The organism is Nostoc sp., from assembly GCF_036917455.1.
Classification (GTDB): domain Bacteria; phylum Cyanobacteriota; class Cyanobacteriia; order Cyanobacteriales; family Nostocaceae; genus Nostoc.
In genome coordinates this window covers 19,849-31,972 of the sequence record NZ_JBALDK010000148.1, presented here as the reverse complement: position 1 = coordinate 31,972, position 12,124 = coordinate 19,849, and the positions used below count along the sequence as shown (strand labels likewise).

General features: G+C 44.6%; 10 protein-coding genes. 3 read left to right on the top strand and 7 right to left on the bottom strand.

Annotated elements, in window-relative coordinates:
- Positions 1 to 129: 129 nt before the first annotated feature.
- The 3 genes from V7K42_RS15915 to V7K42_RS15905 all read right to left on the bottom strand — a co-directional run bounded on the left by V7K42_RS15915 (position 130) and on the right by V7K42_RS15905 (position 3,691).
- Positions 130 to 1,446, bottom strand: a complete 1,317-nt coding sequence (locus V7K42_RS15915; RefSeq protein ID WP_334917671.1) for a Gfo/Idh/MocA family protein — start codon at positions 1,444 to 1,446, stop codon at positions 130 to 132.
- Between the two features lie 29 nt (positions 1,447 to 1,475).
- Positions 1,476 to 2,186 (bottom strand): DUF4142 domain-containing protein, encoded by a 711-nt coding sequence (locus V7K42_RS15910; RefSeq protein ID WP_334917669.1) that lies wholly within the window; start codon positions 2,184 to 2,186, stop codon positions 1,476 to 1,478.
- A gap of 434 nt (positions 2,187 to 2,620) precedes the next feature.
- Positions 2,621 to 3,691 carry an aldo/keto reductase gene (locus V7K42_RS15905; protein ID WP_094345227.1) on the bottom strand — a complete coding sequence of 357 codons (1,071 nt, stop codon included), beginning with the start codon at positions 3,689 to 3,691 and terminating at the stop codon, positions 2,621 to 2,623.
- Positions 3,692 to 3,848: 157 nt separating this feature from the next.
- Here V7K42_RS15905 and V7K42_RS15900 point away from each other — a divergent pair, with 157 nt between their 5' ends.
- Positions 3,849 to 4,664: a class I SAM-dependent methyltransferase gene (locus tag V7K42_RS15900; protein ID WP_334886566.1), complete on the top strand. Its 816-nt coding sequence runs from the start codon at positions 3,849 to 3,851 to the stop codon at positions 4,662 to 4,664.
- A 78-nt stretch (positions 4,665 to 4,742) separates the two neighbouring features.
- Here V7K42_RS15900 and V7K42_RS15895 read toward each other — a convergent pair whose 3' ends face one another.
- Entirely contained in the window at positions 4,743 to 5,120 is a 378-nt protein-coding gene (locus tag V7K42_RS15895) for a DUF6632 domain-containing protein (RefSeq protein ID WP_334917667.1), read from the bottom strand.
- A gap of 446 nt (positions 5,121 to 5,566) precedes the next feature.
- Between V7K42_RS15895 and V7K42_RS15890 the strand changes: the two genes are divergently transcribed.
- On the top strand, positions 5,567 to 5,938 hold the full coding sequence (locus tag V7K42_RS15890; RefSeq protein ID WP_334917665.1) for a hypothetical protein: 372 nt from the start codon (positions 5,567 to 5,569) through the stop codon (positions 5,936 to 5,938).
- A 241-nt stretch (positions 5,939 to 6,179) separates the two neighbouring features.
- On the opposite strand, the gene V7K42_RS15885 is transcribed toward V7K42_RS15890, so the two are convergent.
- Genes V7K42_RS15885 through V7K42_RS15875 form a run of 3 tightly spaced genes read right to left on the bottom strand, consistent with a single transcriptional unit; the run spans position 6,180 to position 9,983 of the window.
- Positions 6,180 to 8,393, bottom strand: coding sequence for a xanthine dehydrogenase family protein molybdopterin-binding subunit (locus V7K42_RS15885; protein ID WP_334917663.1), 2,214 nt, complete (start codon positions 8,391 to 8,393; stop codon positions 6,180 to 6,182).
- Positions 8,390 to 9,373: an FAD binding domain-containing protein gene (locus V7K42_RS15880; RefSeq protein WP_334917661.1), complete on the bottom strand. Its 984-nt coding sequence runs from the start codon at positions 9,371 to 9,373 to the stop codon at positions 8,390 to 8,392. The genes V7K42_RS15885 and V7K42_RS15880 overlap by 4 nt, the downstream gene beginning before the upstream one ends.
- Positions 9,360 to 9,983 (bottom strand): (2Fe-2S)-binding protein, encoded by a 624-nt coding sequence (locus V7K42_RS15875; protein ID WP_334917659.1) that lies wholly within the window; start codon positions 9,981 to 9,983, stop codon positions 9,360 to 9,362. The genes V7K42_RS15880 and V7K42_RS15875 overlap by 14 nt, the downstream gene beginning before the upstream one ends.
- 744 nt (positions 9,984 to 10,727) lie before the next feature.
- Here V7K42_RS15875 and V7K42_RS15870 point away from each other — a divergent pair.
- Positions 10,728 to 12,122, top strand: a complete 1,395-nt coding sequence (locus V7K42_RS15870; RefSeq protein ID WP_334917657.1) for a collagen-like protein — start codon at positions 10,728 to 10,730, stop codon at positions 12,120 to 12,122.
- The last annotated feature ends 2 nt before the right edge of the window (positions 12,123 to 12,124 follow it).

The window sequence follows — 12,124 nt, the reverse complement described above, 5'->3', positions numbered from 1 at the left end:
AATTCATCGGAGGTCTTTTCTCAGCTCGTGCTTATTGAGATTGATGACTATAAATCATGTAATAAAGATTTGTTGCTACCAAAATAAAACCTGCGATCGCTGGCCCAATCGCTCGCGGTATGCACGTATTTATTGAAGCGCTCTAGGAGCGGGGCCACGAGTGACATCCAATCCTGACACACGAGGTAGAGCGATCGTTTTGCCTGTTTGTGCGGCTTCGTAAATCAAGGCTACTAGTTTTTGGTCTTGCAAACCTTCTTCCCCAGGTGTATGGGGTTGTTTATTCTGAATCACGCAATCTGCCATGTGATCGATTTCTAAGGCAAACTGGTTTTTTTCACCTATCCGCACTTCACTGATGTTTTCTGCCATGCTGTTGGTTGGTGATTTGCGCGAAATCATCATCCGCAAACCGTTGTAAGAGAACCCCGGATCGAGTTGTCCCCAAGCATCAGAGCCGAAGACGCGAAACCGCCGCGCTTCATGAAAGCCGTAGCTAGTTGAGCAAATTCCCAGCACTCCACTGGGAAACCGCAGTTGAAAAGTAACGTTTTCTTCCACTTCTTTGAAGCGCGGATCGCCAGGAGTGCTGAAGACTTGGGCGCTAATTGCGATCGGTTCTTCTCCGGTCAAATAGCGAGTTGCATTCAAGCAGTAGATTCCCACATCTGGTAAAGATCCACCTCCAGCTAAAGCGCGTTTTAATCGCCACTGATTTAAGTCCCCGCCCTGATTTTGTCCGTTATCTGCCTGAATCACCTTCACAGTTCCCAATTCTTTGCTGCGAATCATCTGAATCATGGCGCGATGGTGCGGCTCGTATTGGCAGCGATAAGCAATCATCAACTTGCGATCGGCTTGTTTACACGCGTCGATCATCTGTTGAGCATCTTCAACTGTGGTTGCCATTGGCTTTTCACATAAGATATGCTTCCCGGCTTTAGCACCACGCACCGTATATTCTCGGTGCATACTGTTGGGCAGTACAATATAAATTACATCAACGTCTGAATTGTTGCGGAGATTGTCGTAATTCTGATAGTTGTAAACATTCTGCGGTTTAATGCCATACTGCTGGGCAACAAGATTTGCTTTGGCAGCATCACCACTAACTAATGCAGTTGGCTTTGCTAGTTTACATTCTGCAAACGCAGGCATGATTTCTTCCAATGCTAGTCTGCCCAGTCCAACGATCGCAAATCCTAAGCGTCGCTCTAGTGGCAATGCAGTCGGAGGACCGCCTGTATCTACTTCAGTCTTTTCCGAGATCGGCGCAAACTTAATCTGAGGTGGCAAAGAACCTCCGCGTGGGGTAGCTTGCCCAGTTGGTTGTTGGGCAGCAACTTCTTCGCCCATACTACCTAGTGCTGCGGCTGAAATAGCTCCTAATCCAGCAGTTGTTAGAATCTGACGACGAGAAAATTCTCCTTTAAACAATTCAGACATTCTGGTTCCTTAATGATGAAATTTTGGACTTACGGAGTGCTGGTTGGAGTTGGGGTGCTAGTTGAAGTTGGGCTACTAGTTGAAGTTGGGCTACTAGTTGAAGTTGGGCTACTGGTTGGAGTTGGGCTACTAGTTGAAGTTGCACCAGGATTAACAATGGAACTAACTTGTTGCAGGTGTTCTTGGAGGGTTGGTAGCGCTTGAGCTGCAAATGCTTTCACGTCTGGATCTTGTCCTTGTTGAGCTTGACTTTGAAATGCAGCGACATCCTTTTGATGATCTTGAAGCATTTGATTCAGATATTGGCGATCGAAGTTAGTACCAGAAAGCTTGGACAAGCGTTGCCTCACTTGCTGATTTTTGCTGTCGATAGTAGTTGGTAGCGTGACACCTTTCTGAGTCGCTAACTGTTTGAGTTGATTGTTGACTTGGGTATGATCTTGAACCATACGCTGTCCATACTGTTTGACTGTATTGCTAGTTCCCCGTTGTGATGCCAGTTGTCCTAGTTGGACTTCTGCTAAACCACCAACAGCTGCTTCAGTCATGAACTTTCTGTCTGAAGAACTAAGGGTATTTTGTCCCGATGTAGTTGGTGATGGACTCTCAGTCGCTTGCACAGAGTTAGCAGGTGGAACTTGCGATGTATTTTGGTCATGGGGGGTAGTTGGTGTGCAACCAGTCGCCGCAGATAAGGCGATCACTACTAAACCAGTAGAGAATATTTTGAAGTTGGACATAATCAATGCTCTCCTTAGATAAAGCTGTATTTTTTTATCAGAACCGTGGCGATCGGACACGATCGTTTCCAAGTTTCATTGAATAATTTAATGATCTTTTAGATGGTGTCTTACTTGAAGGAAATAGCAATCCTTTTAGCAGACACAAAGTGGATCGAAGTCAATCTATTTGTACCCCCCTTCACATCATCGAAGTTTTGAGGATAAATACATCTTCCAATCGATAGACTCAGCAGCAATAAAGACAGAGATAGTAATGAATTCCCTGGCTTTTTGTAAAAATGCATCAAATTAACTTACATAAGAATTGATTTTCAGAGGATATGCATAAAGCCAGAAACTTGATATAATTCACACCTACAAAATTGCGTAGTCTTAGCCCGCGGTAGACATCGCTGTTTGCATAAACAAACGCTTAAATATAGTATTAATATTTACCCAAGATAAGCTGGATTCGTTGCTGTACTATCATTTTGGTTTGTGGTCTTATATCGTTCATACTGCCCTTTCGCTGCTGCCTCACGGGTACGCGCTAACAGTGCTGTAACTCGGGCGCGATCCATTGGCTCAAACGTGCGAACTGCCTCAAACGCCTGGTCTAAAATTTCCATGCTATCGATGCCCGTAATTACAACTGACGTTGGCAAATTCATTGCATAATGTAGGCACTCGATCGCACTAACGGTATTACTTCTGAGAATGTAAGACTCTCCGATCGATTTCATTCCCAGCACGCCAATATTATTTTTGACTAACACAGGTAAAACCTGGTGTTCAAAACTTCTAAAATGGGCATCCATTACATTTAAAGGCATCTGTACAGTGTCAAAGCGAAAACCATTTTGTGTGGCAGTTTCTAACATCTGAAGATGAATCAGGGGATTTTTGTGTCCTGTAAAGCCTATATAACGAATTTTGCCCGCCTTCTGTGCCTCAACAACTGCTTCCATTGAGCCGCCAGGAGCAAAGACGCGATCGGGGTCTTCAAAGCGTAGTATTTCATGATGCTGCATTAAATCAATGCGATCGACTTGCAAATCTTTGAGCGATTCATCAATCTGCATTTTGGCAGCGCTTTTACTGCGACCATCAATTTTTGTCATTAGAAAAACTTTGTCGCGATAACCATTTTTAAGAGCATTTCCCATCCACCGATGGCTACGTCCGTTGTGATAATCCCAAGAGTTATCCATAAAGTTGATGCCGCGATCGATGGCGCTGCGGATCAGTTTGATACTTTCTTGCTCCTCTTTAATACTTCCAATGTGATACCCACCCAAACCAATTACAGATACTTGTTCTCCGGTGCGTCCAAGGTTGCGATACAACATTTCGCCGCGTCGAGTTGGAGTGGCTGAATTTTGAGTTAACAGTTGAGTCTTTTCATCAACTGGTTCTGTTTGGGCCAGAAGCGGCTGCAAAAATCCTTCCGAAACTGCAAGTCCTGCTGCGACTAATCCCGAAGCGGAAGCAGTTTTTAACAAGCTGCGTCTACTGATTTCCATAATTGTCTCCTACAAGCAACAACAGGAATGAGCCGAATAGTATCACGGCTATATGGCACAGAGAATCTAACTAAGGTGTGTTTTGAAACTTACCCCGTAAGATGCATTCACAATGCTTACCTTTTGTTTAAGCTTGCTTTATTGATAAAACTAGCTTATGCAAGACTCTAAACAAGAAATAAATGCTAGAGCTTCTATAGATTTAGAACAGCGAAGGAATTGGTATTCTCCCGTTGCTGATATTTATTACAACGCCAGAGCACAATATCCAAAGCAACTGATCGAGCGGTCTGTCGTTTTAGCCCAACTTGACTCAGATGCATCGATTCTTGAGGTCGGTTGTGGGCCAGGAAATGCAACGGTAGCTTTTGCTCAATTTGGTTTTCCAATGACGTGTCTTGAGCCAAACCAGGATTTTTGTCATTTGGCACAACACAACTGTGCAACCTATCCAAACGTTGCAATCCAGAACACCTCATTTGAGGAATGGGAAGTGAAAGCAAAACAGTTCAATGCCGTTCTATCTGCTAATGCTTTTCACTGGATACCGTCAGAGATTCGGTATGCTAAGGCAGCGACGGCATTACACGACAACGGGTTTCTCATCCTGTTATGGAATCTGACCCCTGAACCGAAATACGAAGTTTATCAAGCGATCGAGGAAGTGTATCAAGCTTATGTTCCCTCACTTGCGCGGTATGAAGGTGCGGAAACTCAAGCGGAAATTTTGAGAGGGTTTGAGCAAGACATTCTAGACTCTGGTTATTTTAAGGAGTTGGTGACTGAGCAAATCGTGTGTGAGGTTACGTACAGCATTGATAACTACCTTAAGCTATTAAGTACCTTTAGGAGACTAGAGCCAAAGGCAAAGGAGTTGCTATTTACAGGATTGCGGGAAAAGCTGAGGAACTTTGGAGACAGTGTATACCTCTCATTTCTTTCTGCTGTTCACGTTGCCCGAAAAGATGGATAAGCTGGTTAATGACGCAGCAGAACAAGTCATTGGAGCGGATGTGCAAATTCTTTCTGTCTATGAACTTGATGCCTCGTTCTATGTACTTGACACCAATTTGCGAGGCGCTAAAAAGCCCAAGACAATTGCTACCAAAAATAATGCTGGAATATCACCAAACAGGTGTCCATGTTCAACAGGGTCAATTACTGCATGTACCGCCATAATTAGCCCGTGGACTAAACTTGACCAGACGGTAAACCAGATTAAACTGAGGTAAGCTTCTGGTTGCCTTGAAGCCAACAGCAAAAAGACACCAAGCGTCGCATAAACACCAACGATCATTTGTTCGTATTCGTGCTGACCTGGTTGCCATAACCAGCCCGATGCCCAGACCTGAGTTAACGGATAGATAAGTAGAAAAGCTATTCCAAAAAGAACCAGAGCGATTCGTAAGTACCGATCGCGCCCATCCATTGCTTTAACCTCCGCTATTTTCTAGTGCAGTCTATATTAACAAAACTGGATAATCTTCTGATTGTATTCCCACTAGTGATACTTCAGCTTTGGAGTGTTAAAAATTTTAATGCTCTTTGTAGTTTAAAACTGATTGAACTGTGAATGCAAGTCGATGCGTTATGAATGCAAGTCGATGCGTTATGAATGCAAGTCGATGCGTTATGAATGCAAGTCGATGCATTATGAATGCAAGTCGATGCGTTATGAATGCAAGTCAATGCATTATGAATGCAAGTCAATGCATTATGAATGCAAGTCAATGCATTATGAATGCAAGTCAATGCATTATGAATGCAAGTCAATGACATTGTTAAAGCTCGATTAATTTTAAAAGTTTAGGTTACTGATATTTTTTGAGTTTTAATGGGTACATTTAATGTACCCATATACCACAGGATAAATCTATGACTATCCAAGACACAACACGCCGTTTGCGCCTTCAAACCATTAGTCAAGATATTAGCTCATTCCACGGTTTGCAAACCGTCAGCACCTATAATACAACTCGTGCTGATGCTTCATCTGCAAAGTTACAAGAAGTTTATCAGACGATGTTGATTTCTCAACAAACCGAAACTGAGAAACTAGCTTTATATCGTGCTGCTGCTGATGCTGCCCGATTAGCAGAATGGGAATTTCATAATGCTGTATTAGCGATGAAAGAAGTTGTGCGCGGGCAATATGGGTCAGATAGCGATCAAGCTCAAGCAGTGGGATTAAAGAAAAAATCAGACCGCAAGCGTCCTTCTCGTAAAAAGGCAGTTGCGATGGCGTAACGGGAGCAATGCGATTTTGTGAGCAGGGGGAGCAGGGGGAGCAGGGGAGGCAGGGGAAGAGAAAGAAATAAGTGTATTTATAGCTATAAAAGTCGTAAAAATACTAAAGTTTTCTCTTCACTCCCCCTGCTCTTTTCACGAGGATCTCACTTTTTCGCGTTGCTCCCGGCGTAACCGTCCGCTAGAAGCGATCGCCAGTTAATCAATTTTGATGGAATTTAAAAACGAGCGATCGCAATATCTACAGCAGTTTATCTAATGTGATTGGCAAATCACGAACGCGTTTACCTGTGGCATGATAGACAGCGTTGGCGATCGCCGCCGCAGTACCAGTAATGCCAATTTCACCAATCCCTTTAACACCAAGCGGGTTGATATGTGGATCGCGTTCATCGACAAACAACACCTGAATATCGGGAATATCTGCATTCACTGGTACGTGATATTCAGCTAAATCATGGTTAACCACCCGTCCGAAGTTTGGGTCTATTACCGTATGTTCCATCAGTGCCATACCGATACCGTAGACAATCCCACTGATGAGTTGACTGTTAGCTGTTTTAGCGTTGAGTATGCGTCCAACACCAAAGCTTCCCACCCAGCGCGTTACTCGCACTTCGCCAGAATCAGGGTTAACGCGAACTTCGGCAAATTGCGATCCAAATGAGTGCATTGAGAACTTCTTTTGTTCGTCTCCAGGTTTGGCATCTGCACGCGCTTCGATCGCTTTCATTCCATGTCGTGCCAAGATTGCTTGATATGTTTCGCTAACGGAGGATTTATTTTTTAAGAAAAAGCTGCCATTTTCGGCAATTACATCCTCAGCTTTTGAACTATAAAGCGGTGATTTTTGATCGGCAAGTGCTAGTTGCAAAAGCTTACTGCGAGCTTGATTTCCCACTAAATGCACAGCTGAACTTACACTAGCGGCGGTTTGTGAACCACCGGAAACGGGGGTTTTTGGCATTTTAGTATCGCCTAGTTCAAAGCGAACTTTCTCAACTGGTAGACCAAGCGCCTCAGCTGCAACTTGAGTCATTACAGTATAAGTTCCCGTACCAATATCCTGAGAACCGCTTTGGACAACTGCTGTGCCGTCCGCCATAATTTGAGCGATCGCTGATGCCGGAGAACGATTGGTAGGATAAGTAGCTGTAGCCATCCCCCAACCAATCAAATAATTGCCGTCGCGCATCGAACGGGGCTTAGGATTGCGCTTTTGCCAGCCAAATTTTTCTGCTCCTAGCTTGTAGCATTGGATAAGTGACTTGCTCGACCAAGGCAGTCCTTTAGTAGGATCGACATCCGCATGGTTACGCAGACGCAGTTCTACCGGATCGATATTGAGTGCATAAGCTAGTTCGTCCATTGCCGATTCTAAGGCAAACGACCCAGAAGCTTCGCCTGGGGCCCGCATGTAGGTTGGTGTTCCCTGATCGATCTGAACTAGACGATGGCTAGTTTCGATATTCGGGCAAGCGTAAATCATGCGGGCGCTTTTGCCAACAGGTTCGATAAATTCATCGAAAGTTGAAGTCTGGGAAGTGCCAGTGTGTCGTAGCGCGGTCAATTTTCCGTCGCGGGTTGCACCTAGAGAAACTTGTTGAATTGTCTCTGGTCGAAAGCCCACAGGCCCATACATTTGGATTCGTCCCAGAACTAATTTTACTGGGCGATTAACCTGCCTTGCTGCGATCGCCGCTAGAGGCACATGCGACCAAGCCGACCCTTTGCAACCAAAGCCACCGCCAACAAAGTAAGACATAACGCGGACTTTCTCTGGCTCAATTCCTAATACCCCCGCAACTTTTTGTTGAGCCGAAAAGATTCCCTGAGTTGCGTCATATAGCAACAATTGATCGCCTTGCCAAACTGCTGTTGTGGCGTGAGGCTCCATTGGATTGTGATTTTCGATTGGTGTAGTATAGGTTTGCTCGACGCGGACAGCCGCATTCGCTAGTCCCTGGTTGACATTGCCGTGAGATGAATCGGGCGATTCTTCTCTAGGGATTTTACCTTTAGGTAAGTATGCCTTAGCGAGGTTATCCCGCATATTGATGGTCGGTTTTTCTTCGTCATAGCGGACTTGCACCAGTGAGGCAGCATACATGGCTCGTTCAAAGGTATCGGCAACCACGACACCAATGTGCTGACCGCTATAAAGCACAACATTATCTTGCAGCACTTGCAGCTTGCTACCGCCGCCCTTTTCTCCAGAAGCTTTTGGTGCATTCAGGTGGGTAATTATCGCTAACACACCCGGTACTTGCTCCGCCGCCTTGGTATCGATTTGGGCAATCTTACCTTTAGCGATCGTGCTTTGAATTGTCACGCCATAAGTCATTTTTGCTACTGGAAACTCAGCCGCATAGCGTGCACCACCAGTCACCTTCAAATGCCCATCAACTCGATTGAGGGGTTTGCCAACAACTGTATTTTTATCGCCTGTATTCATGCCATTCCTCCTACCGTTGCCAGCGCCTTAACAATGGTGCGTCTAGTCAGTTCGACCTTAAATGCGTTGTATTTTTGAGGTTTTGCTCCAGCAACGGCGGCATTTGCTGCTGCTTGAAATGCTGCCTGGTTTGCTGGCTTATTCAAAAGCGCTTTTTCCGCTTCGTAGGCACGCCAAGGCTTTGTTCCTACTCCACCCAAGGCAATGCGGGCAGCGCGAATGATGCCATTTTGAACATCTAATGCCGCCGCAACCGATGCCATCGCAAAGGCATAGGAGGCGCGATCGCGGACTTTTAAATAGTGCGATCGCCTAGCAAGGTTTGAGGCAGGCAAATCAACGGCAACGATTAACTCTCCGTGTTGCAAAACTGTCTCTCTTTCTGGTGTATCACCTGGTACGAGATGAAAATCGACGAGCGGAATACTGCGTTCTCCTCTCGGTCCGCGCGTTTGCACAACGGCATCGAGTGCCACCATTGCCACCGCCATATCGGAAGGATGAGTGGCAATACAGCGATCGCTACCGCCGAGAATTGCATGGATGCGATTGTAACCCTCGATTGCCGGACAACCCGAACCGGGAACGCGCTTGTTACAGGGCATTGAAGTATCGCGGAAGTAGTAACAGCGAGTACGTTGCAGTAAATTGCCGCCCACACTTGCCATATTTCGCAATTGTGGTGATGCCCCAGACAGCAACGCTTCCGATAACACAGGGTAACGCTCCTGAATCATCGCATTATAAGCAACGTCACTATTGCGTGCCATTGCGCCAATCCGCACGCCGTTACCCTGCATTTCTATCTTGGTCAGCGTTAATGGGTTAATGTCAACCAATTCTGTTGGAGTCTGGACATTCAGCTTCATCAGATCGATCAAGCTAGTACCACCAGCAAGGTACGAAGCTTGAGCATCCGGAGCTACCAAAGCCACAGCATTCTCAGCTTGTCCTGCTTTTTTATAGTTAAACGGCTGCATCTTTTTTTCCTTCTAAGACATCGCGGACAGCAGCCACGATATTTGGATAAGCACCGCAACGGCAAATATTCCCGCTCATCAATTCCTGAATGTCGGCATCTGATTTAGCGTGTCCTTCCTTGACTAAACCCACTGCCGAACAAATTTGTCCCGGTGTGCAATAGCCGCACTGAAATGCATCGCGGGCAACAAACGCAGCTTGCATCGGGTGCAAATTATTTCCTTGCTCCAGTCCTTCAATAGTTGTGATGGCAGCATCTGTGTGCATGATGGCAAAAGTCAGGCATGAGTTAACACGCCGCCCATCAACCAGCACGGTACAAGCACCGCATTGACCGTGATCACAACCTTTTTTACTACCAGTTAATCCTATGTATTCCCGAAGTGCATCAAGTAAAGTAACACGCGGTTCAATCTGTAGACTATGTGCTGTTCCGTTCACTTTTAGCGTCACCTTCATAGTTTCAGGTATCGAACTTTTCAGCATTGGAGTGGTTTTTTTGACCGGAGTTTGTGCCACACTTTTTTCCACAAAATTACTGGTCGTAGCCGCTATTGTGCTGACGAACATTAATTGACCCAGCCTGCGGCGTTTTAGCCTAAACTTCATCTTTTTACTCCATTCTGTTTTTGTTGGTAATTATTCTGATTTTCTTGGTAATAATATTGAGTAATTTTCATAACTTAAATTCTTTGTAAAAACAACTTTTTCTTACAAGCAAGCCTTTTCCTCAAAATGACATTGTTAACAGAATACAATTTCATCTTGTTCTCGTCTCTCTATCAGAAGATTTATGCCATAAGTATCATCAATTATCATCCTGTTCTGAAATTAACAATGTTTTCATTCGATAGAACAGTTAAATTTTATCAAACCAGAATTCACGAGTCAGGAGTCAGAATGGGCTAAACCCCTGCTACCGTTAACAGCATAAATTCTGTACGAGTGGCGTTTTAAATCCCCCTTAAAAAGGGGGACTTTTAGAGACTTTGCCCCCCTTTTTAAGGGGAACAAGCGTGGTTTGGGGGGATCTAAAAGTGCCTAAAATTACAGCTAACCACTTTCAAAATATCCTCTAAAAGTATTTAATTAAATTAATTCGCCTTACTATTTTTGAATAATTTACTGTTAACACGCTCGATTATTTTTTAAAATTCCCACGCTAGACATCTACAGAAAGTAGTTCATCAGGAGGGCATAAAAACCTTTTTCCATCAAGAGTGAACTCTTCCCTATTTCAAGCTATGTCTTTGTACTTTCCCTTGACCGAGAATTCTGTGGACAAAAGGGAGCAAATTGTTGAAACTCAGCGTCAATAGTAGATAATTCAACTAAAGTTTTAGGTGTAACTAGATGCACAATGGTTTTAGGAGTAAGTTGCCACTACTGCTGACATTCTGCTTATTTACGAGCTTTTTACCTGCTTCTGATTCAGTTCTATGTCCAGCCGTTGCCTCTGACGAATACTATAAAGTAGCCAGAAATGATGGCAGAGATGGACGCATAGGAACCGATGGGCGATCGGGTAGAAGCGGTGAAAACCAAAATATTGTTGTCAATGGTTCACCGATTAATTTTGATTTGTCGGGTAAAGATGGTGAAGACGGGGAAGACGGGGAACATGGCGATCGCCCTGACTGTGGTAATCAACGCCAACGCGTCAGCCATGATATAAATGCACCAAATGGTGGCAATGGCGGTAACGGTGGTAAGGGAGGAGATGGGGGAAATGGTGGTTCCCTCACCGTTTATTACAGCAATTTGGCAGACTTACGAAACATTTCTGTCCGCGCAACTGGCGGGGAAGGCGGACGCGGTGGTAGAGGTGGAAACGGTACAGAAGGTTGTCACTGTCACAGGCGAAGTTGGGAAGTGAAAACTTGTACAGGAACGCCTGGTAGCCCTGATTATAAGTGTACAGATAAGACTTATCGATGTAGCGACGGTAACGATGGGCGGGATGGTAGTCATGGTAGCGATGGTAGCCAAGGGCGCTTGGGAACTTTAAGTATTGTAAATAGCAAGGAAGCTTTGGCCGCTGATACTCCAACAGTGCAGCTAGCAATTTCGGAACTGACAAACAAACCAGTAAACCTCTCAAAGAATAAGTGGAATCAACGCATTGGAGCAGTTTCTCTACTTGCGCCTGGTTCTGCGATCGCAGATGATTATCGAGAGTTTGAACAGCGTCTAGAAGAGACTTTTCAAATAGTTTGGCAAGAAAGACAACCCATAACCAGCTTTGGCAATCAAGCTGTCACACTGAATTTAACTGACAACAAACAAGTAGAAGTAACTTTTTCCGAGGACTTATGGGTTGATGGTAACACCAAAAATGAGTCTAACTTAACAACATTTACCGTTAACCATGCCATTCCTAAGAAAGATGTCACCCGGTTAGCTGTAGCAGAGTTTGCCGAAGCAGGACAAAACCTCAACTTAAAAATAGTTGATTTAGCAGCAAAATCTGATGCGATTAATACTCAGTTTCGCATCAAATTCTTAGCAAAGGATAACTTGTACGGTTCTTCTAGCTACAAAACTGAATATGAAGGAGATATTCCCAATGAACTTGTGACTCGTGACTACAATCGTTTTACTCTAGCCTTGGGTAAACTCAAAATTCCTGACGAAGCTTTACGCCCTGGTGTCAACGTTGATATTGAAGTCGTAGCAACTCGTTCTTTGGGAATACGTTCTGCCAAGCAAACTATTAGCTGGCAAGGTGCAATCCGCAAGCCCAGATAAAA

Coding starts and splice junctions, on each gene's coding strand:
- V7K42_RS15870 (WP_334917657.1), top strand. CDS start 10,728: ATGCACAATGGTTTTAGGAGTAAGTTGCCACTACTGCTGACATTCTGC.
- V7K42_RS15880 (WP_334917661.1), bottom strand. CDS start 9,373: ATGCAGCCGTTTAACTATAAAAAAGCAGGACAAGCTGAGAATGCTGTG.
- V7K42_RS15915 (WP_334917671.1), bottom strand. CDS start 1,446: ATGTCTGAATTGTTTAAAGGAGAATTTTCTCGTCGTCAGATTCTAACA.
- V7K42_RS15885 (WP_334917663.1), bottom strand. CDS start 8,393: ATGAATACAGGCGATAAAAATACAGTTGTTGGCAAACCCCTCAATCGA.
- V7K42_RS15875 (WP_334917659.1), bottom strand. CDS start 9,983: ATGAAGTTTAGGCTAAAACGCCGCAGGCTGGGTCAATTAATGTTCGTC.
- V7K42_RS15905 (WP_094345227.1), bottom strand. CDS start 3,691: ATGGAAATCAGTAGACGCAGCTTGTTAAAAACTGCTTCCGCTTCGGGA.
- V7K42_RS15910 (WP_334917669.1), bottom strand. CDS start 2,186: ATGTCCAACTTCAAAATATTCTCTACTGGTTTAGTAGTGATCGCCTTA.
- V7K42_RS15890 (WP_334917665.1), top strand. CDS start 5,567: ATGACTATCCAAGACACAACACGCCGTTTGCGCCTTCAAACCATTAGT.
- V7K42_RS15900 (WP_334886566.1), top strand. CDS start 3,849: ATGCAAGACTCTAAACAAGAAATAAATGCTAGAGCTTCTATAGATTTA.
- V7K42_RS15895 (WP_334917667.1), bottom strand. CDS start 5,120: ATGGATGGGCGCGATCGGTACTTACGAATCGCTCTGGTTCTTTTTGGA.